Origin of the sequence: Butyrivibrio sp., from assembly GCF_017433805.1 — a bacterium.
Taxonomy (GTDB): Bacteria; Bacillota; Clostridia; order Lachnospirales; family Lachnospiraceae; genus Butyrivibrio.
This window is the reverse complement of sequence record NZ_JAFRGN010000011.1, coordinates 11,386-31,526: the sequence shown is the minus strand read 5'-3', so window position 1 is coordinate 31,526 and position 20,141 is coordinate 11,386. Positions and strand designations below refer to the sequence as shown.

15 protein-coding genes and 1 other annotated feature are annotated in these 20,141 nt (G+C 41.6%); of the genes, 14 read left to right on the top strand and 1 reads right to left on the bottom strand.

Annotated features, from left to right (window positions below):
* Nucleotides 1-8 precede the first annotated feature (8 nt).
* Genes IJI01_RS02560 through IJI01_RS02550 form a run of 3 tightly spaced genes read left to right on the top strand, consistent with a single transcriptional unit; the run spans nt 9 to nt 4,139 of the window.
* A complete protein-coding gene (locus tag IJI01_RS02560; protein WP_292185413.1) occupies nt 9-1,187 on the top strand; it encodes a nucleotidyltransferase domain-containing protein in 1,179 nt (392 codons plus the stop codon).
* Nucleotides 1,188-1,214: 27 nt separating this feature from the next.
* Nucleotides 1,215-2,174, top strand: a complete 960-nt coding sequence (locus IJI01_RS02555) for a hypothetical protein (RefSeq protein ID WP_292185410.1) — start codon at nt 1,215-1,217, stop codon at nt 2,172-2,174.
* 3 nt (nt 2,175-2,177) lie between these two features.
* Nucleotides 2,178-4,139: an asparagine synthase-related protein gene (locus IJI01_RS02550; protein ID WP_292185408.1), complete on the top strand. Its 1,962-nt coding sequence runs from the start codon at nt 2,178-2,180 to the stop codon at nt 4,137-4,139.
* A gap of 52 nt (nt 4,140-4,191) precedes the next feature.
* On the opposite strand, the gene IJI01_RS02545 is transcribed toward IJI01_RS02550, so the two are convergent.
* Nucleotides 4,192-4,383: a hypothetical protein gene (locus IJI01_RS02545; RefSeq protein ID WP_292185405.1), complete on the bottom strand. Its 192-nt coding sequence runs from the start codon at nt 4,381-4,383 to the stop codon at nt 4,192-4,194.
* Nucleotides 4,384-4,567: 184 nt separating this feature from the next.
* On the opposite strand from IJI01_RS02545, the gene IJI01_RS02540 reads away from it, so the two are divergent.
* The 11 genes from IJI01_RS02540 (at nt 4,568) to rpoB (ending at nt 20,052) form a co-directional block, all read left to right on the top strand.
* Nucleotides 4,568-4,963 (top strand): lasso peptide biosynthesis B2 protein, encoded by a 396-nt coding sequence (locus IJI01_RS02540; protein WP_292185402.1) that lies wholly within the window; start codon nt 4,568-4,570, stop codon nt 4,961-4,963.
* Nucleotides 4,964-4,965: 2 nt separating this feature from the next.
* Entirely contained in the window at nt 4,966-6,663 is a 1,698-nt protein-coding gene (locus IJI01_RS02535; protein ID WP_292185399.1) for an ABC transporter ATP-binding protein, read from the top strand.
* A 5-nt stretch (nt 6,664-6,668) separates the two neighbouring features.
* Nucleotides 6,669-7,361: a response regulator transcription factor gene (locus tag IJI01_RS02530; RefSeq protein WP_292185397.1), complete on the top strand. Its 693-nt coding sequence runs from the start codon at nt 6,669-6,671 to the stop codon at nt 7,359-7,361.
* Nucleotides 7,362-7,382: 21 nt separating this feature from the next.
* Nucleotides 7,383-8,186 (top strand): sensor histidine kinase, encoded by an 804-nt coding sequence (locus tag IJI01_RS02525; RefSeq protein WP_292185395.1) that lies wholly within the window; start codon nt 7,383-7,385, stop codon nt 8,184-8,186.
* Between the two features lie 118 nt (nt 8,187-8,304).
* Nucleotides 8,305-8,811 carry an SEC-C metal-binding domain-containing protein gene (locus IJI01_RS02520; protein ID WP_029233694.1) on the top strand — a complete coding sequence of 169 codons (507 nt, stop codon included), beginning with the start codon at nt 8,305-8,307 and terminating at the stop codon, nt 8,809-8,811.
* Nucleotides 8,812-8,927: 116 nt separating this feature from the next.
* On the top strand, nt 8,928-10,811 hold the full coding sequence (locus tag IJI01_RS02515) for a threonine--tRNA ligase (RefSeq protein WP_292185389.1): 1,884 nt from the start codon (nt 8,928-8,930) through the stop codon (nt 10,809-10,811).
* Nucleotides 10,812-10,816: 5 nt separating this feature from the next.
* Nucleotides 10,817-11,395, top strand: coding sequence for a hypothetical protein (locus IJI01_RS02510; protein ID WP_292185385.1), 579 nt, complete (start codon nt 10,817-10,819; stop codon nt 11,393-11,395).
* A 249-nt stretch (nt 11,396-11,644) separates the two neighbouring features.
* The gene (locus IJI01_RS02505) at nt 11,645-14,743 is read left to right on the top strand and encodes a pectate lyase family protein (protein ID WP_292185381.1); all 3,099 of its coding nucleotides are present in this window, start codon (nt 11,645-11,647) and stop codon (nt 14,741-14,743) included.
* A gap of 54 nt (nt 14,744-14,797) precedes the next feature.
* Nucleotides 14,798-14,930, top strand: a sequence feature (ribosomal protein L10 leader region).
* Nucleotides 14,931-14,953: 23 nt separating this feature from the next.
* Nucleotides 14,954-15,529: a 50S ribosomal protein L10 gene (rplJ, locus tag IJI01_RS02500; protein WP_292185378.1), complete on the top strand. Its 576-nt coding sequence runs from the start codon at nt 14,954-14,956 to the stop codon at nt 15,527-15,529.
* Nucleotides 15,530-15,598: 69 nt separating this feature from the next.
* Nucleotides 15,599-15,976, top strand: coding sequence for a 50S ribosomal protein L7/L12 (gene rplL / locus IJI01_RS02495; RefSeq protein ID WP_013281756.1), 378 nt, complete (start codon nt 15,599-15,601; stop codon nt 15,974-15,976).
* Nucleotides 15,977-16,185: 209 nt separating this feature from the next.
* On the top strand, nt 16,186-20,052 hold the full coding sequence (rpoB, locus tag IJI01_RS02490) for a DNA-directed RNA polymerase subunit beta (protein WP_292185375.1): 3,867 nt from the start codon (nt 16,186-16,188) through the stop codon (nt 20,050-20,052).
* Nucleotides 20,053-20,141: the final 89 nt, after the last annotated feature.

The following is a 20,141-nucleotide window of genomic DNA, read 5'->3' as shown; positions in this document are numbered from 1 at the left end:
GCATTTAAATGCAAAATAAGGTTCAGACAGATGCATGTATGTCTGCAATTAGAATATATTATAGCGAGCTTGTAAGAGCATGCTTTGAGAAGAGAAAGCCTGCTCCAGTTCCAGATGGGCTGGATATACAAGAGCTTATTAACTATGCTATTAAAGGGCAGATTTACTATCCTATAGTAAGTTCTCTGATTAAGTTGGATGTACCTGAGCCTTTGGCTGAAAGCATGAGGGCGCACCTGAAGATTAGCACGTTCGGTACGTTTATTCAGATGGTTGGAGCCAAAGAAATCACTGATGTATTTGAAAAAGAAGTTATCCGTCATCAGATACTTAAAGGAGCAATCATCAAGAAAGATTATCCATCACCAGAGATACGTGAGATGAGCGATATTGATCTGGTTGTGTATGATGAATCGCTGGATAAAGCTGCCAAGGTTATGGAAAGTCTTGGATACACTAATCATGGCCTTGTTAAGCATCATATGATTTTTTCTAAAGGCAAGGAACTTCATGTGGAAGTTCACTGGTGCCTGTTTGATGAAAATGCAGATCGTAAACAGCATGTTTATTTCAAAAATTTCAGAGCCAAGCTTATGGAAGGCAAGAAGTATACTTATGAGTTTTCTCATGAGGACTTTTATGTATACATGATTGCACATATGGCCAAGCATTTCTTTGAAACTGGCTGTGGTATCAGAAACCTGATGGATATATATATCTACATGAATAAGTATGGATCTCAGATGGATAAAAAATATCTTGAGAACGAACTTGCCAAATGTGGATTAACGGAGTTTGAAGATAATATGAAGAAGCTTGCGTATATCTGGCTTGATAATACGCAGTGCCCGGAGTTTTTTGAGAATCTTTTTGCATACATGGTAGATAGCGGTATCTATGGCAAGAATGAAAATGGAATCTGGGGACAGCTTGCTAAAGAGACTCCAGTAGCTGAAGGGGCATGGATTCACTATTATTTCCCTTCCTATAGCTTCATGGTTGAGAAGTATAAATGGCTTGAGCATAAGCCCTTTCTGCTTCCAGTAGCCTGGATTGTCAGAGGATGTACAGCTGCATGTAGTAAAGAGGCAAGGAAGCACAAAGAGCTATTGAAAGCCACAGGAGATGAGAATACTGCCAAGATGATCGAAATGTATCATAGGCTCAATCTGAATTTTAGAAGATAAGTTGCGGAATAGGGATTTGGAGAATTGATGTATACATATAGTTTATATGGATTAGTTGTAGAATCGAATACTGAATTTCCGCAGCTCCTGGAATGGGATGGACAGGAGGGCAAGGTACCTCCTGCAGATATCCACATTGAGATTACGGAAGAAACATCACTTCAAAAGAAATATGCTTCTTTACTAGAAAAGGGTGTTGTTCATTGCTTTATAGACAATGGAGTGTGGTTCCACAATCAGGCTGGAGATTTCCTTATAGAGACGATAGATGGTAAGACCAGAATGATCTGCGAAAAGTATGCCGATGTTGACATGGGAATCGCTAGATCATTTTTAATGGGAAATTGCATTGCACTGGCAATGACACAGAGGAAAAAGGTTGTTCTTCATGGCAGTACACTTAGCTTTGGAGATAAAACAGTCCTTGTATGCGGTGATAGTGGAACTGGTAAATCAACAACGGCAATGGCTCTTATTGATGAAGGAGCTAAGCTTATGGCGGATGATATTTCTGTCATAGATATAGATTCTTCTGGTAATGCCTACGCATTCCCGGCTTTTCCTGAACAGAAGGTATGCAGAGATGCTGCTGTGAGCAGAGGGCTTGATCTTAATACCCTGAGGTATATAGATGAAGAACGAGATAAGTTTTCATACCTTAGAAAAGATATTTTTGTTAACGAGAAGAGAAAAGTAGACTATATGATTTCACTTCACTTGTCATCAGCAGGTCAGGATGAGAGCGAATTTGAAAATGGAATCAGAATAGTCAATATAGATGGGGCAGAAAAGGTCAATGCTATAACAGACAGATTCTTTTTGGATTGGCTATATGGATATGAATTAAAATTGGAGCCTGCGGAGATGATGAAGTGTGTTGCTCTTGCTGCGCAGATTAAAGTGATAGATGTAACAAGATGTAAGGGCGTTGATACCAAAAAGGCACTTACAAAGGCACTTGTAAAGGAACTGCAGAGGCAGGGATGAGAGATGTCAGCAATTTGGGGATTTATTAAGCTAAAAGGCGACTTGGGGAAGTCAATAGAACAGTTAAAAGAAAAAAGCTCTTTTATGAAGAAACCCTACGAGGAGTGCGTGATAGATCGATTCGAGGATTGCTTCTTTGAAAATGGATTTTTTTCCTGCGGTATACAGTATTTTAACAAGAGGGCTGCAGGCGAGCTGCTTCCATTATATGACAAAGAGTCCGATACTGTTTTTACTGCTGATATAGTTTTAAATGGAAGACCTGAGCTTATAGATGAGCTTCAAGGGTTGGGACATGTGGGCTTGAATGCCGATACGCCTGATGGTGAACTTGCTTATTTGGCTTGGAAAACCTGGCACTGTGATTTTGTAGACCATATACATGGGTTATTTGCTATTGCTGTTTATGACAGAAGGTCTAACGAGTTTTACCTTTTTACAGACCATATGGGCGTGCGGTGTGTAGACTATAGCATATGTGGAGATGAGCTATATTTTTCTACGCTTACTAAACCTATCTTAGCCGCGATGCCTGAAGAGTGCAGGGGATTAGATGAGAAGTTTATGGTTGGCAGTCAGGCATCTTCATCACCTTACATGTATGTATTCCCTGACAGAACACCTTTTGAGTATATAAGACATACACTTCGAGGTAATTATATTAAGATTACCGGAGATAATAGTTGGCATAGTAAAGAGTATGAATATTTTAATCCGGGGAAAAATGTTAGCGATAGGCCTCAAATAAAATGGCCTGATAATCCTGAGGATAAGATATATAGAGAAAAGTTCAGAGAAGTCTTTTTCAGGTGCGTTGAAGATGCAATTGATACTGATGGAGAAATAGCGGCTATGATTAGTAGCGGCCTTGATTCATCTTCTGTAGCGACAGTTGCAGCAAGAAAGCTTGCATCAGAAGGAAAGAAGCTTTATGGCTTCACATCTATTCCACTGAAGGATTTTGAGCGCCCCACAGGTGGTTTTGAAAAACCTGATGAGAGTGAAGGTGTGAAGCGTATTATAGCCGGGTATCCCAATATAGTTCAGGAATTCTGTTCCTGTGAGGGATTAAGCCCGTTTACTGAGATGGATAGGTTCATACATATGTATGAAGTGCCAGGTAAGGCTTGTCTTAATCAGGTCTGGTTTGACTATATTATCAGGTCTGCGGCTGCAAAAGGCTGTAAAGTGTTGCTTAATGGACAGTTTGGTAATTTCACCATATCCAAAGGTGATATGAAGGAACTTTTTTTCCAGAAACTATTATCTGGAAATGTCTTAGGTGCTAAAGAGCAGCTTGCCCGTTTTGGAGAAAGATATGGTATACCAAGAAAGGTGCTTTTTGATGGTATTGTTTCTACTTTGATAGAACGAATTGCTTTCTCTGTTGGGGGGGAATGCAGTTTTAAGTATATTCTTGACAAGAAATACGTAAGGCAGGAGCTTGTCAGGAAATATAAAGTCAAGAGGTTGCTAAAAAAACGTTTTACTTTTTATGGACCAAACAGTGTTATTCCAATCAAAAAGATGTTCCGAAATCTTGGGGATGTGAGTATTACCCAAACTCAAGGATTGTATGATACGAGGTTCAGTCTGTACCATGGAGTTCTTTTAAGAGATCCGACAAGGGATAAGAGAATTGTGGAGTTTATAGCGTCACTTCCACCGGAGCAGTTCGTATACAATGGCCTTGAGAGAAGACTTGTAAGAGAGTATCTCGATGATTATCTTCCTGACTATGATAGATTACAGACTAGATACAAGGGACGACAGTCAGCTGATAAGGTGATGAGATGCCGTGGGTTTGGGGATAATCACAAGGAATTAGAGCTTGTAGATAGTATATCTGACTATATGGATGATCAAAAAGTTAAGGAATTGATGCGCGAGGAAATAACAGAAGAAAATGTTATGGATATTGTCAGGGTTTCTGCTTTAAATGCATTTTTGCTTGAATACACATAAAAAGGAGCCAACACTGACTCCTTTTAGTACAAAATAGTGGATGATAGTTTCATCAAGGTCTAGGATGGATGACTACATCTGCTCCCTGTGCGTCCTTGTCTACGTTTCCGCCGCTGTATGATGCCCAGTTTGTATCTCTTTCTGCATCATAGACGAAGCCATCTATATGGCGCTGATCTGTTCCGTGGAGCTCAGTTCCACTAAGCTTGAGCTCTTTAACTTCTGGTGTGTTCCAAGTTTTCATACGTCTGCCTCCTATTGATGTATATTATCTGACAATTAGGATATCGCGAAAAAATAAACGTTGTAAAGAAATCTAACAAAATTGTAACTTTTTTTCGTTAATTTTTGATTATAATAGGTGACAAATGAGCATTTTGATGAGAGGATATCGATTTATTCGATATAATGAGCATAAAAGTTTAACATTGAAAGCCTGGATTTTATCGGCTCGTTTCAGATTCCAGATGCTGTACGAGAAGACTGGCACCCTTAATAAGAAATGGGGGATAGAGGGTGAGGAATCAGCAGAAGATGTGAGCCTTGATGAATACCGTTTCTGCAAAAAGGTTGCGTATGCTGTTAATCAGGTGTGTAACAAAACCAAATGGGAGAGCAAATGCCTGGTAAGAGCGCTTACAGCCCAGAGACTCTTGGCAGAAAAGAAAATTGAATCTACCATGTATCTTGGCTGTAGAGAAGACAATGGCAAGATGGTTGCTCACTCATGGATACGTGTTGGAAAAATGTATGTGACCGGGGGAAATGGCATAGCCGATGGATATGCTGTAGTAGCTAAATTTAAGTCGAGGATAAAGAAATAACTATGGGGAAAATTGAGAAATTAAAACGTTATTGGCGCAGACGTGATGATGCAAGGGAATATTTTAAGTGGTGCCTTAGTTATACCAAACCATATGTGCCACAACTTTTTTTGATCATGGTTTTTGACCTTCTGGCAACCCTTATGTCTGTTGGTATGGCTGTTATCGGTAAGGAAATGATCGATAGGGCATCAATAGGTAATCTTTCTGATTTTTGGAAAATTATAGTTGTCTATATAGCGGTAATATTGGGGTCTCAGTTTCTGGGAATAATAAGTGGTCTTTTTTCCACTATAGTATATGAGAAATTTGGGTTTGGTATCAGGAAGAATGTTTATAGGAAAATTCTTGATACTTGCTGGATCGATGTTTCTAAATATCATACTGGAGACTTGATGACACGACTTACCAGTGATGTAGGAACAGTTTCTGATGGTATTGCTACCACTATACCTACTATCATCAGACTTATCGTAGAGCTTTTAGTAACATTCTTTACTTTGGCATATTATGATATCAGACTTGCACTTTTTGCACTTATGGTTGCTCCTATTGCACTTCTTTCCAGCGTTATACTGGGTAAGAGGCTTAAAGTTCTTACAGTTAAGGTACAGGAGTCAGAGTCAAGATATCGTTCATTTATGCAGGAGAGTCTTGCCAACATTCTTATAGAAAAGTCTTTTTGTCTTGAGGACTATTCAGAAGACAGACTCACTAAACTTCGTGATGAGCGTATTTATTGGGTGTTTAAGAGAACCAGAACGAATATGTTTGCTTCAGCAGCCATGGGACTTTCTTTCCAGCTTGGATATATTGGAGCATTTACATGGGGTGCTATCTGCATCGCGCGTAATACTATAACTTATGGTACTATGACAGTTTTCCTGCAGTTAGTTAACAGAATACAGTCTCCAATCATCAGCCTTGCACAGTTGGTACCAAGACTTATTTCTATGTTGGCTTCTGCTGGCCGTATCATAGAGATTCAGAATCTTCCTAAGGAAGAATATACTGGAGCCAGAATTGAACCTGAGAAGATTGGGGTCAAGGTAGACACTATTTCTTTTGGTTATACTGATGAACTTGTATTTGAAGATGCAAGTATAGATTTTAAGCCAGGGGAGTTTACAGCTATTGTAGGTAAGTCTGGAATTGGTAAGACTACACTGGTTCGACTTATTATGGCATTTACTAACAAGATGAAGGGCAATATCGAGTTTTATAATGCAGCGGGCGAGACGATGTCTGCAAGTCCTGATGCTAGAAACTTTATCGCCTATGTACCTCAGGGAAATACACTTTTTAGTGGTAGTATCAAGGCAAATATCCTTATGGGTAAAAAAGATGCTACTGATGAGGAAATCATTGAGGCACTTAAGAGTGCTGCAGCATATGACTTTGTAAAGGATTTTCCAGACGGTATTGATACAGTTATTGGTGAAAAGGGTATAGGTATTTCAGAAGGTCAGGCGCAGAGAATTGCCATAGCAAGAGCTCTTGTAAGAAAAGCACCTTTCCTTATTTTGGATGAGGCTACATCATCTCTTGATGAGAGTACTGAGCTTAGCGTGTTAGAAGGAATTAGAAAGTGGAATCCTTCTCCAACATGTCTTTTGATAACTCACAGAAGATCGGTTTTGCAGTATTGTGACAGGGAAATTCAGATTGTGGATAAGAAGATGTCTTCAATCGCGGGGTAAGTTTTATGTACAAGATTTTTATGGTGGATGATGATCTTGAAGTATTGGAGATAAATAAGAAGTTCTTCGAGGAAAAGAACTGCAAAGTGGAGGTTTGTTCCAAATCAAGGAATGCACTTGGAATGATCGAGAAGTTCAAACCAGACTGTATTTTGCTGGATGTAATGATGCCAGAGCTAGATGGATATACGCTTTGCAGACAGATAAGACATATTACAAATGTTCCGGTTCTGTTTCTTTCTGGAAAAGTATCTGAGGATGACAAGATAGAAGGCTTTGAAGCGGGCGGGGATGATTATATCGAAAAGCCTTATAGCCTTAGAGAAGTCTATGTCAGAATTGTAGCTAACATCAAGAGAAATACGCAGAAGTCAGCTAAAAAAGCGGATGATATGATAATTGATCTGGATCCTTTTTATGTAGACAGAGAGCAGCACAAGTTATTCTTTGAAGAAACAGAGATACCTCTTTCCAATAAAGAGTATGACCTTATGCTGTTTCTGGCACAGAATGCCAACAGAGAGATTTCTTTTGAAGAGATTGGAATCAAGCTGTGGGGAACATACATAGAGGCTGACAGAAGGAACGTTATGGTCAATGTATCCAGACTTCGCAAGAAGATTCAGGATCAGAGCGGAATAGATAATCTTATAGAAACTGTGTGGTCTAAGGGCTATAAGCTTGTTAAGCATGAATAATGCATTTTGAGGGGTAAGCCAGTGGCAGATAAAAGAAGATTTGAACAACCAGGGGTAGACAGCAATACTGTTGCAGAGTTATCCAAGAAGTTACTAGAAGCAAATGCTAAATTACAGGAAGCAGAGCTTGAGAGAAAGATTATGCTTGAGAATATCTCACACGATCTGAGGGCCCCTCTTACTGCAATCAGAAGCGCTATAGATTATATCAAGGCCAAAGGAGAGGGCAGTGCTGTTTCTCCGGAGGAACTGGCAGATATGATAAGGCTCATCGATAACAGAGCGCAGACACTGGAAGTACTGGTTCAGGATCTCTACTATCTTACCTGTCTTGAAAATGGCAGAGATGAGCTTAAAGTGCAGAGGATTCCATTGACACAGTTCCTAGAGGAATACTTTTTTGCAGCCCAGATAGATGACAGGTTTGCGAAAAGAGAGCTTGTGTTTAGTGTGCCTGAGGACTATGACAGGGATGTGATGATTGACGTTGGCAAGATGAGCAGAGTACTGGATAATCTTTTTACCAATGCAAGAAAGTATTCTGAAGATGGCGCAGAGATTGAGCTGGGGGTTGATACTACCTCTGATTCAGCTGTGTTTTATGTAAGAGATACAGGCATTGGCATTCCAGAGGATGCAATAGATCATATTTTTGACAGAACCTATAGAGTAAGCGGCGCCAGAACACCTGGCGGAGAGAGTAGCAGTGGACTTGGACTTTCCATAGTGAAGAGCATTGTAGGACAGCATCAGGGCAGGATCTGGTGCGAGAGTACCCTGGGACAGGGAAGTTGTTTTTACGTAGAACTTCCTGTGAATGCGTAAAATACTGGGTGTTTGTTCTAATGTTTACATATATTGGTAAATATATTAAAATAATGCATACGTGCATTTAGAAACATGCAAATAATAATTTTTTTATATAAGAAATGGAGTATTAGTTATGGCATTATTACAAGAGTGGCGTGACAAAGCCTATTCTGAGACAGCCAACAAGGGCGATCTTCAGAGATTATGGACAGATTATTTTCAGAAGGAACGCGATATCTACGCACAGCTTCTCAAGAATCCTGACGAGGTAGTTACAGGCACAGTTAAGGGTCTTGCTGAGAAGTACGGCGTTGAGCTTATGTATATGGTTGGATTCCTTGATGGTATCAATGACTCACTTAAGGAGCAGAATCCAATTGACGATATGACTGAGGACACAGAGGTTAACCTTGGCTTTGACAAGGAGCTTCTTTACAAGAACATGGTAGCAGCTGGTGCAGACTGGCTCTATGGCCTTGAGGAGTGGAAGTCAATCTTCGATGAGGATAAGCTTAAAGAGCTTTACAAGGAAGAGAAGGCTTCTCACACAGTAAGAAAAGAGAACAAGGTATATCCTAACGATCCATGTCCATGCGGAAGTGGTAAGAAGTACAAGAAGTGCCACGGCAAAAATGCTTAAGCATCATAGTTTCCAGAGATAATAAATTGGCATCATGAAGAAGTGATGCCATTTGTTATGATACATTAATATTTTTTAGCGCATTACCCGGTAGGTATTGCAAGAAAGGAAAACAAATGAATAAAGAAGAGTTTTTAGAAGTTTACCGCCATTCAATGGCGCACGTGTTGGCTAAGGCTGTTATTGAGCTTTATGGCAAGGAAGTTCAGTATGCAATCGGACCTCAGATTGATGATGGTTGCTACTATGATTTCGTTCTTCCTAAGGCTGTAACTCAGGAGGATTTCAAGACCATCGAAGATAAGATGCGTGAAATCATCAAGAGAAGAGAGGATTGGACACGTAAAGAGGTTTCAAAGTCGGAAGCACTTGAAATGTTCAAGGATCAGAAATTCAAGACAGAGCTTATCAACGACCTTCCAGAGGATGAAATCATCACAGTTTACTATACAGGTGAGGACTATGTGGATCTTTGCCGCGGACCTCACGTTGAGAATTCTCAGGAGCTTATGAACGTATCATACCAGGTTAAGTCTGTATCTGATGCATACTGGAGAGGCGACGAGAAGAGAGATCAGCTTTCCAGAATTTATCTTTATGCTTTCCCAAGCAAGGATGAGCTCAAGAAGCACATCAAGATGATTCAGGAAGCACTTGAGAGAGATCACAAGAAGATCGGTGCAGAGCTTGATCTTTTCATGTTTGATGAGACAGCTCCTGGTATGCCTTACTGGCTTCCAAGAGGATGGAAGATGTACCAGGCACTTCTTAAATACTCAAGAGAAGTACAGGAGAGACATGGTTACACTGAAATCGCAGCTCCTCTTGTTAACAACAAGAAGCTTTGGCTTATCAGTGGACACTGGGCTCACTATGTAAACAACATGTTCATGGTTCCAGGCGTATCAGGATGGCTTAAGGCTGACGCTGAGATTCCTGGCGTACTTGAGAATAACAACGATCCAACAGAAGAGCCTAAGAACATTAAGATCCAGGCTGGTTCTGTAATCTATAACCGTGAGCAGAATGACACAATGGCAGCTAAGCCAATGAACTGTCCTAATGCCATGATGACATATAAGAGAACAAATCATTCTTACAAAGAGCTCCCTATCCGTTACAGTGAGTACGATGTACTTCACCGTAAGGAGAAATCTGGACAGATGAACGGTCTTTTCCGTGTTCAGGAGTTCCGTCAGGATGATGACCATACATTCGTAATGGAATCACAGATCAAGGAAGAGATTGCTGACGTAATTGCAATCGCTGATGAGATCTATTCAACATTCGGTGTTACATACAGAGCTGAGTTCTCAACAAGACCTGAGGACTTCATGGGTGACATCGAGGTATGGAACAGAGCTGAGGCTGCTCTTAAGGAAATCCTTGATGAGAAGTACGGCGAAGGCGGATACGAGATCAACGAGGGTGATGGTGCTTTCTATGGCCCTAAGATTGACCTTCAGATCAAGGACGCTCTTGGAAGAGAGTGGCAGTGCGGTACAGTACAGCTTGACTTCCAGCTTCCTCACAACTTTGGCCTTACATACCAGGCTCAGGATGGTTCAATGCAGATGCCTGTAGTTATTCACAGAGCTATCTACGGATCACTTGAGAGATTTATTGGTATCATCATCGAGAACTTCAAGGGTGTATTCCCATTCTGGCTCAGCCCATATCAGGTAGGTATCGTTCCTATCCGTCTTGAGCATAACGAGTATGCTAAGAAGGTTGAGAAGGCTCTTATGGATGCAGGAGTTCGTGTTGAGGCAGATTACTCTGACAACAACATGAAGGAGAAAATCAAGAAGTACAAGAACTACAAGGATCCATACATTCTTGTAATTGGTGATAAGGAAGCTGCTGAAGGAACAGTATCAATCAACGTACGCGGTTCTAACAAGCAGATTCAGAACGTTCCTCTTGATGCTCTTGTAGCAATGTGCAAGAAGATGAATGAAGAGCATTCTCTTGAGCTTATTGACAGCTACGAGGCTTGATAACTATGTTTACGGGGATATTGTGTCTTATACTGCTGTTATCTATGTTTAGTATTGGCACAGTGAATGCAGAAGCTGCAAATGATCTGAATGCTGCTGTTCAGTGTTCTTTTGTTATACCACCTGAGTTTGTTCCGGGGGAGGAAAAGGGACTGTTTGTTAACGTGAATAGTCCGATGGAATCATCTACGATCAAATACAGTGTTTATGACAACGGACAGGATAGAGTTCTCACTAATCGTGAGCGTCAGGAATTGCAGGAGTCTGGTGCAAAGCTCATAGAAGATGAGTCTATGAATCTGACAAAAGAGATATATGAATCTCAAATGTCTGCTGCGTATGCCAAGGAATATGGCCAAGATGTTGGCTTTACTGTTGATACGTTTACTAACATAAAGGTTGATGGCTATCCAGGCTATAAGATAGAAACATCCTATCAGGCGGCAGAAGAAGAGATGGTTCATCAGACCGTATACATTGTGCTGTCCAAATATCGCGTATTTACTATAGCTTATCAGAGGGCTGAGGACGATGATTGCACGGAAGCGTTCGAAGCTAGTTTTGAAACAATTCATGTGAGATGATTTATTGAAGGAAATGGCTGTATGTAGCCATTTCCTTCTTTTTTATTTTCAAATGTAATCCCTTCCAAAATTCAATTGTATATAATCAACAAATTTAGCTTTATATTTTCTCTGTAAACGCTTACATAAAAGCATTGAATCTCTTTTGACTAAACATTATGATTAAATAACGGAGCAGACCATCTGTAATGGGGATTGCAGGTGGTCTTTGCTATTAATTAACATTTCAATGAAAAAAGGGAGGTCGTAATGTTGGGGAAAAAGTTTAGATCCAGACTTGGACTGGCTATGGCAGGAGTTCTTTTGACTACTGCTGCACTTGCTGGTACAAAAGTTACTGCATCAGCTGCAGTTTCTGCACCTGTAGTAACAGGGGCTGGCGGATGGCTTGAATCCGCTTTTGTAACATGGAATGCATCAGGGGATGCAACGGGTTACAACGTTTATGTCAGAGGAGATAATGGCGAGGTACAGCTTGATGATGAGCTGATTCGTCTTTACTCAGGTGATGCTGGTCAGTATTACAGAGCTGATGCCATGGGACTTGCTGCAGGTAATTATTCTTTTACCGTAGTTCCTGTAGAAGATGGCCAGGAGCAGGCTGATCAGGCGGTATCAACTGATTCTGTATATGTTCAGAGCCATGACAGATCAGGTTTCGCGTTTGTTAACGGAAGTTCAAACGGCGCTTATAACAGCGACGGAACACTTAGAAGTGATGCGGTAGTTCTTTATATTACTAAGGACACCAAGGATACAGTAACTATGGATGTGGTTACTAATGCTAAGGGTGCTACAACTGCAGGTACAGGACTTCAGAATATCCTGAACCTTTATAAGAAAGGCTACGACTCACGTCCTCTTGATGTGAGATTTGTTGGTCAGATTACAGACTTTGCCACAATGGAAGGTGGCGATATTGTTATTAGCGGAAGCGGCGATAACAAAAGAGTATCTTGTGGAATCACATTTGAAGGTGTAGGCGAAGACGCTACAGCTGATGGATGGGGACTTAGAATCAAGAATGCTTCTAACATTGAAGTAAGAAACCTTGGCTTCATGAACTGTGATAGCTCTGAGGGTGATGATCTCGGACTTCAGCAGAGTAATGATCACATCTGGGTTCATAACTGCGATTTCTTCTATGGACTTGCAGGCGGCGATGCTGACCAGGCTAAGGGTGATGGAGCTCTTGATACCAAGAAGTCAACATTTGTTACTCATTCCTATAACCACTTTTATGACACAGGTAAGAGTAACCTTCAGGGTATGAAGTCAGAGTCTACTGAGAATTACATTACATACCACCACAACTGGTATGATCATTCTGATTCCAGACATCCTCGTATCAGAACCTGCAGTGTTCATATCTACAATAACTATTACGACGGCAATTCCAAGTATGGTGTTGGTGTAACAATGGGTGCTTCTGCTTTTGTAGAGGGCAACTATTATAGAAACTGCAAGTTCCCAATGCTTATTTCTGAGCAGGGCTCAGACGTTATGGCTGACTGGGAGACTCTTACAAGAAATGAAGATTACGGCACATTCTCAAGTGAGGATGGCGGTATCATCAAGTCTTTTAACAACTACATCGAAGGCGCTCAGTCTTACGTAACATATCAGGAGAACAGTACAGAGTTTGATGCTTATGAAGTAGCATCTGCTGATGAGCAGGTTCCAGCTGAAGTAGTTGCTTATAAGGGCAAGACTTCTTACAATAATTTTGACACATCAGGAATCATGTATTCATATTCAGCTGATTCACCAGAGGAGGCAAAAGAGAAAGTAACAGCCTTCGCAGGTAGAGAAAATGGTGGAGATTTTAGCTGGCAGTTCAACAATGAAGTTGATGATACAGATTACAGCGTAAATAAGGCGCTCAAGGCAGCGCTTAATTCATACCAGACTAGCATGATCGCGGTTGGTGGCGGATCTGTTGCTGGTAATGGAAGCGGATCAGAGAATTCGGGAGCAGGAGAGGCTTCTTCAGATGCTTCATCAGAGAATTCCGGCGCAAGTGAGTCATCATCAGAGGCTTCTGGCGAAGCTTCATCTGAGAACTCAGGCGAAGGACACGAAGAAACACCTGTTAATGTGACCAGCTACGTACATAACTTTACTGCATCTGGTAAGGACAGTGATTTCTACACAATAGAAGGTGCTCTTTCTACTGCTAAGGGAACTGTGACATATGAGGGTAAGCTCCTCACACAGTGCCTCAAGATTGAGAGCAAGACCAAAGTTAAGTTCACAGCTCCTTCAGATGGTAAGCTTATTCTCGTATTTGGAGATAAGGATTCATCAATCAAGCTTGATGGAGAAGCAGTTAAAGAGGCGACTAATGTAATGACTCTTGATATTACAGCAGGAAGCCATGAACTGACCAAGAAGGATGTAGAGAATCTTTTCTATATCGAATATGTATCAAATGAAAAGCCTGCTGAGGAAGAGCCTGGTAACGATGATCCTGCAACTGAGGCATCAAGCGAGGCAGCATCAGAGGCGAGCTCAGAGGCAGCAGGAGAGGCATCAAGTGAAGCTGCATCAGAGGCAAGTTCAGAAGCAGCTGGCGAGGCATCAAGTGAGGCAGCATCAGAGTCTAGTTCAGAGGCAGCAGGAGAAGCATCAAGTGAAGCTGCATCAGAAGCAAGCTCAGAGGAAATTGTTGAGCCTGAACCAGCAGATCCAGAACCAGTAGAGCCCGAGAAACCTGTTGCAGAAGAAGGAACATGGTTTACGAAATATGGAAGAACATACTTTGTTCTTGCTGATGGAACCAATGCAACTGGAATCTGCACTATAGATGGCGCAACATATTACTTCGATGAAAAAGGTGTCAGAAAGACAAATGTATTTGTTGATGATGGTGATAAGAAACATTACTTTGGTGCTGATGGTAAGATGATCACAGGCTGGCTCACCAAGTATTTCAGAACATATCACTTCGATGAAAATGGTGATATGGAAAAAGGTCTTGTCAATGTTGACGGAGCATACCATTTCTTTAAAGAGGATGGTGTAATGTTCAAGAATGGCAATGTAACAGTTGGTGATAACAAATATTTCTTCAATAATGATGGCGATATGGTATATGGCTGGCTTGAAAGATATGGATCTACATATTACTACGATGAAAAGGGTGTCATGGTTTACGGACAGAAGTTCATCGATGACAAGATGTACTACTTTCTTGACAGTGGTAAGCAGGCTAAGGATAAGATGATAACAATCGGAGAGAACACCTACTACTTTGACAAGAATGGTAATATGTATGTCGGCGAACTCACCAGATGGTTCCACAAATACATCTTTGATGAAAACGGTGTATTGATTTGGAGTAAATAAAAAACTGTTGACAATAAAAAAATAATGTGCTAATTTATACAAGGTTGTCAGATAAAACTAAGAGACAACCGGCCGAAGACAGCAGGTGTTCCTTTATGAGGAACATAATGAGAAATCGCCTGCCGAGGAAAAGTTTGATTAGACTTTTTTACCTCTCGATGTCTTCGAGAGGTTTTTTTTCGGCGGTACATTCTATAAGGAGGTAAAAAAATGGCAAAGGTTGAACTTAAACAGCCTGTAGTAGCTGAGATTTCAGAGAAGATCAAAGACGCTCAGGCAGTCGTACTTGTAGATCACCGCGGACTTACAGTAGCACAGGATACTGAGCTTCGTAAGAAACTTCGTGAAGAAGGCGTTTCATACAAGGTTTACAAGAATACGATGATGAACTTCGCATTCAAGGGAACAGACTTCGAGCAGCTTTCAGACCTCTTAAATGGTCCTAGCGCAATGGCTGTATCTGAGACAGATCCAGCAGCTCCAGCTCGTGTACTTTACGAGTTTGCTAAGAAGGCTAAGGCTCTTGAGATTAAGGGTGGTGTTATAGAAGGTAAATTCTATGACGCAACAGCAATGACTGACATCGCTACAATCCCTTCAAAGGAAGTTCTTCTTTCAAGATTGCTTGGTTCTATGCAGTCACCTATCGCAAACTTCGCTCGCGTTATCAATCAGATCGCAGAGAAAGGTGGCGAGGCAGCTCCAGCTGCTGAGGAAGCACCTGCTGAGACAGCAGAGGCTCCAGCTACAGAAGAAGCTCCTGCAGAAGCACCTGCAGCAGAGTAATCTGTACAATTTAGTAAGTTATAACAACAAAACAAATTTAGAAATTATACTATATGGAGGTATATAATAATGGCAAAGTTAACAACAGCAGAATTTATCGATGCTATCAAAGAGCTTACAGTGCTCGAGTTAAATGATCTTGTAAAGGCTTGTGAGGAAGAGTTCGGCGTATCTGCAGCAGCAGGCGTTGTAGTTGCAGCAGCAGGCGCTGGCGCAGCAGCAGCTGGTGAAGAGAAGACTGAGTTCAACGTAGAGCTTACAGAGGTTGGTCCTAACAAGGTTAAGGTTATCAAGGTTGTTCGTGAGCTTACAGGTCTTGGACTTAAGGAAGCAAAGGATCTCGTTGATGGAGCTCCTAAGATGGTTAAGGAGAACGCTTCTAAGGCAGAGGCTGATGACATCAAGGCTAAGCTTGAGGCTGAGGGCGCAAAGGTTACTCTTAAGTAATCCATCCTTATTAAGAATGTTGAGAGTCAGGTTAGAAATAACCTGGCTCTTTTTGTTCTTTCAAAAAGTTCTTGACAACAAAATTTCTTTGCAGTATGATTTAGGGTGCACTATTGTGGTGTGGTGGGCCTTTTTGCGCACTTTTTTAAAAGTACTCCAAAATGCCTATTTTACCGCAAAAAATAAAATTTAGAACGGGGTGAATGTCAATGGAAAAAAACAGATTACATCCTACCGGTGCTGGTAAAAACATTCGTATGAGTTTCCAGCGTCAGAAGGAAGTCCTGGAGATGCCAAACCTGATTGAAGTACAGAAGAATTCATATCAGTGGTTTCTTGACGAAGGCTTAAAGGAAGTCTTCGACGATATTTCTCCAATTGAGGACTACAGCGGCAAGCTCAGTCTGGAATTTGTTGATTTCAAACTTTGCGAGGATGAGATTGACAAGAACAAAAACACGATTGAGAAATGCAAGGAGAGAGATGCAACATTTGCTGCACCTTTGAAGGTTAAGGTACGTCTTCATAATAAGGAGAAAGATGAGATCACAGAACATGAGATTTTCATGGGCGATCTTCCTCTTATGACAGCTACAGGTACCTTTGTCATCAATGGCGCAGAAAGAGTTATCGTCAGCCAGTTAGTTCGTTCACCCGGTATTTATTATGATATTACATACGATAAGATCGGTAAGGAGCTTATGGCTTGCACTGTTATCCCTAACAGAGGTGCATGGCTTGAGTACGAGACCGATCCTAACGATGTATTCTATGCAAGAGTAGATAGAACAAGAAAGGTTCCTGTAACCGTTCTTATCAGAGCTCTTGGCATCGGATCAAACGAGGAGATTCTTGAACTCTTCGGCGATGAGCCTAAGATTCAGGGAAGTTTCTCCAAGGATTCTTCTACAGATTATCAGAGCGGTCTTCTTGAACTCTATAGAAAGATCCGTCCTGGTGAGCCACTTAGTGTTGAGAGTGCAGAGAGCCTTATCAACGCTATGTTCTTCGATCCTAGAAGATATGACCTTGCTAAGGTTGGTAGATACAAATTCAATAAGAAGTTACACTTCAAGAACCGTATCAATGGACATGTTCTTGCAGAGGATGTAGTTGACGAGACAACAGGTGAGATGATCGCATCTGCTGGTACTAAGGTTGACCGTGCTCTTGCTACAGAGATTCAGAATGCGGCTATTCCTTATGTTCTTTTACAGGAAGAGGAGAGAAACGTTAAGGTTCTTTCTAATATGATGGTAGACATCACACACTTCATCGAGTGTGATCCTGTAGAGCTTGGAATCAATGAGGATGTATATTATCCAGTACTTAAGGAGATTCTTGACGAGTACACAGCCAAGAACGATCCTGAGGGACTTGCAGATACAATTAAGAAGCGTGTGCATGAGCTTATTCCTAAGCACATCACTAAGGAAGATATCATTGCATCTATTAACTACAATATCCATCTTGAGTATGGTATTGGTAACGATGATGATATCGATCACCTTGGTAACAGACGTATCCGTTGCGTAGGTGAGCTTCTTCAGAACCAGTACAGAATCGGTCTTTCAAGACTTGAGAGAGTTGTTCGTGAGAGAATGACAACTCATGATACAGAGGAAGTTTCTCCTCAGACACTTATTAACATTAAGCCTGTACAGGCAGCTGTTAAGGAGTTCTTCGGATCATCACAGCTGTCACAGTTCATGGATCAGAACAACCCTCTTAGTGAGATTACACATAAGAGACGTCTTTCTGCCCTTGGTCCTGGTGGTCTTTCAAGAGATAGAGCCGGATTCGAGGTTCGAGACGTACACTATACTCACTATGGACGTATGTGTCCTATCGAGACACCTGAAGGTCCTAACATCGGTCTTATCAACTCACTTGCAAGCTATGCAAGAGTTAACGACTATGGTTTCGTAGAGGCTCCATATCGTGTAGTTGATAGAACAGATCCAGAGAATCCACGAGTTACTGATGAGGTTGAGTACCTTACAGCTGACGAAGAGGATAACTACCATGTAGCTCAGGCTAATACTCCACTTGATGAGGAAGGCCATTTCGTTAAGAAGACTGTATCAGGACGTTTCAGAGAAGAGACATCTGAGTATCCTAAGACAGCAGTTGAGTACATGGACGTATCACCTAGAATGGTATTCTCAGTTGCTACAGCACTTATCCCATTCCTTGAGAACGACGATGCTAACCGTGCCCTCATGGGATCAAACATGCAGCGTCAGGCGGTGCCACTTCTTATGACAGAGGCTCCTGCTGTTGGAACAGGTATGGAGAGAAAGGCAGCTGTTGACTCAGGTGTATGCGTAGTTGCCAGAAAAGCTGGTACTATCGATTTTGTTGACAGTAAGCTTATTCAGATTACATATGATGATGGTGAGAAGGAAGAGTTCCATCTTATTAAGTTCCAGAGATCTAACCAGAGTAACTGCTACAACCAGAGACCTATCGTATTCAAGGGTGATCATGTTGAGGCAGGACAGGTTATCGCAGATGGTCCTTCAACATCACAGGGAGAACTTGGTCTTGGTAAGAACCCTCTTATTGGTTTCATGACATGGGAAGGTTACAACTACGAGGACGCTGTTCTTCTTTCAGAGAGACTTGTACGTGACGATGTTTATACATCTGTACATATTGAGGAGTATGAGGCAGAAGCTCGTGAGACTAAGCTCGGACCAGAAGAAATCACTCGTGACGTTCCAGGCGTAGGTGACGATGCTCTTAAGGATCTTGACGATCGCGGAATTATCCGTATCGGTGCCGAGGTTCGTGCCGGTGATATCCTTGTTGGTAAGGTAACACCTAAGGGCGAGACAGAGCTTACTGCAGAAGAGAGACTCCTTAGAGCTATCTTCGGTGAGAAGGCTAGAGAGGTTAGAGATACATCTCTTAAGGTTCCTCACGGTGAGTATGGTATTGTTGTAGATGCTAAGGTATTTACAAGAGATAACGGCGATGAGCTTTCACCTGGTGTTAATCAGGCAGTTCGTATCTATATCGCACAGAAGAGAAAGATCTCTGTAGGTGATAAGATGGCTGGTCGTCATGGTAACAAGGGTGTCGTATCACGTGTACTTCCTATTGAGGATATGCCATATCTTCCAAATGGTAGACCACTTGATATCGTACTTAATCCTCTTGGCGTTCCTTCCCGTATGAATATCGGACAGGTCCTTGAGATTCACCTTTCTCTTGCTGCCAAGGCACTTGGATTTAACATCGCTACACCAATCTTTGATGGTGCTAACGAAATAGATATTCAGGATACACTTGAACTTGCTAATGACTATGTAAATAGCACATGGGATGAGTTCCAGGCTAAGTACAAGGATCTTGTACATCCTGAGATTATGGATTACCTGTATGAGAACAGAGATCACAGAGAGCTCTGGAAGGGTGTTCCAATCAGATCAGACGGTAAGGTACAGCTCCGTGATGGTAGAACAGGACAGAAGTTTGATAGCCCAACAACTATCGGACACATGCATTATCTCAAGCTCCATCACCTGGTTGACGATAAGATCCATGCTCGTTCAACTGGTCCTTACTCTCTCGTAACACAGCAGCCTCTGGGTGGTAAAGCTCAGTTCGGTGGACAGCGTTTCGGAGAAATGGAAGTTTGGGCTCTCGAGGCTTATGGTGCAGCTTACACACTTCAGGAAATTCTTACAGTTAAGTCTGATGATGTTGTAGGACGTGTTAAGACCTACGAGGCAATTATTAAGGGTGATAACATTCCTGAACCTGGCGTTCCAGAATCATTCAAGGTTCTTCTTAAAGAGCTTCAGTCCCTTGGTCTTGATATCAAGGTACTTCGTGAAGATAACACTGAAGTAGAAATTATGGAGAGCGTTGATTACACAGATTCAGATTATCGCTTTGAAATGGAAGGCGAGAATGCACGCGATTACAGCCAGGAATCTTTTGAAGCTAATGGCTATTCCAAGCAGCACTTCGATGAGAGCGGCGAGCTTGTAGCAGAAGCTGAAGATGCAGATGAATTTGAGTCAGAGGATTCATTTGAGGATTTTGATTCATCTGATGATGAGTAATCAGAAATAAACTGCCTAGCCGGGATTTTCCCGGTCAGGCAGATTGCTGTAACTTAAACTCACATTAACATATAGAAAAGAGGTTACGA

Excerpts from the sequence above, each read along its gene's own strand:
- IJI01_RS02560 (WP_292185413.1), top strand. The coding sequence starts at position 9 with ATGCAAAATAAGGTTCAGACAGATGCATGTATGTCTGCAATTAGAATA.
- IJI01_RS02555 (WP_292185410.1), top strand. The coding sequence starts at position 1,215 with ATGTATACATATAGTTTATATGGATTAGTTGTAGAATCGAATACTGAA.
- IJI01_RS02550 (WP_292185408.1), top strand. The coding sequence starts at position 2,178 with ATGTCAGCAATTTGGGGATTTATTAAGCTAAAAGGCGACTTGGGGAAG.
- IJI01_RS02545 (WP_292185405.1), bottom strand. The coding sequence starts at position 4,383 with ATGAAAACTTGGAACACACCAGAAGTTAAAGAGCTCAAGCTTAGTGGA.
- IJI01_RS02535 (WP_292185399.1), top strand. The coding sequence starts at position 4,966 with ATGGGGAAAATTGAGAAATTAAAACGTTATTGGCGCAGACGTGATGAT.
- IJI01_RS02530 (WP_292185397.1), top strand. The coding sequence starts at position 6,669 with ATGTACAAGATTTTTATGGTGGATGATGATCTTGAAGTATTGGAGATA.
- IJI01_RS02520 (WP_029233694.1), top strand. The coding sequence starts at position 8,305 with ATGGCATTATTACAAGAGTGGCGTGACAAAGCCTATTCTGAGACAGCC.
- IJI01_RS02515 (WP_292185389.1), top strand. The coding sequence starts at position 8,928 with ATGAATAAAGAAGAGTTTTTAGAAGTTTACCGCCATTCAATGGCGCAC.
- IJI01_RS02510 (WP_292185385.1), top strand. The coding sequence starts at position 10,817 with ATGTTTACGGGGATATTGTGTCTTATACTGCTGTTATCTATGTTTAGT.
- IJI01_RS02505 (WP_292185381.1), top strand. The coding sequence starts at position 11,645 with ATGTTGGGGAAAAAGTTTAGATCCAGACTTGGACTGGCTATGGCAGGA.
- rplJ (WP_292185378.1), top strand. The coding sequence starts at position 14,954 with ATGGCAAAGGTTGAACTTAAACAGCCTGTAGTAGCTGAGATTTCAGAG.
- rplL (WP_013281756.1), top strand. The coding sequence starts at position 15,599 with ATGGCAAAGTTAACAACAGCAGAATTTATCGATGCTATCAAAGAGCTT.
- rpoB (WP_292185375.1), top strand. The coding sequence starts at position 16,186 with ATGGAAAAAAACAGATTACATCCTACCGGTGCTGGTAAAAACATTCGT.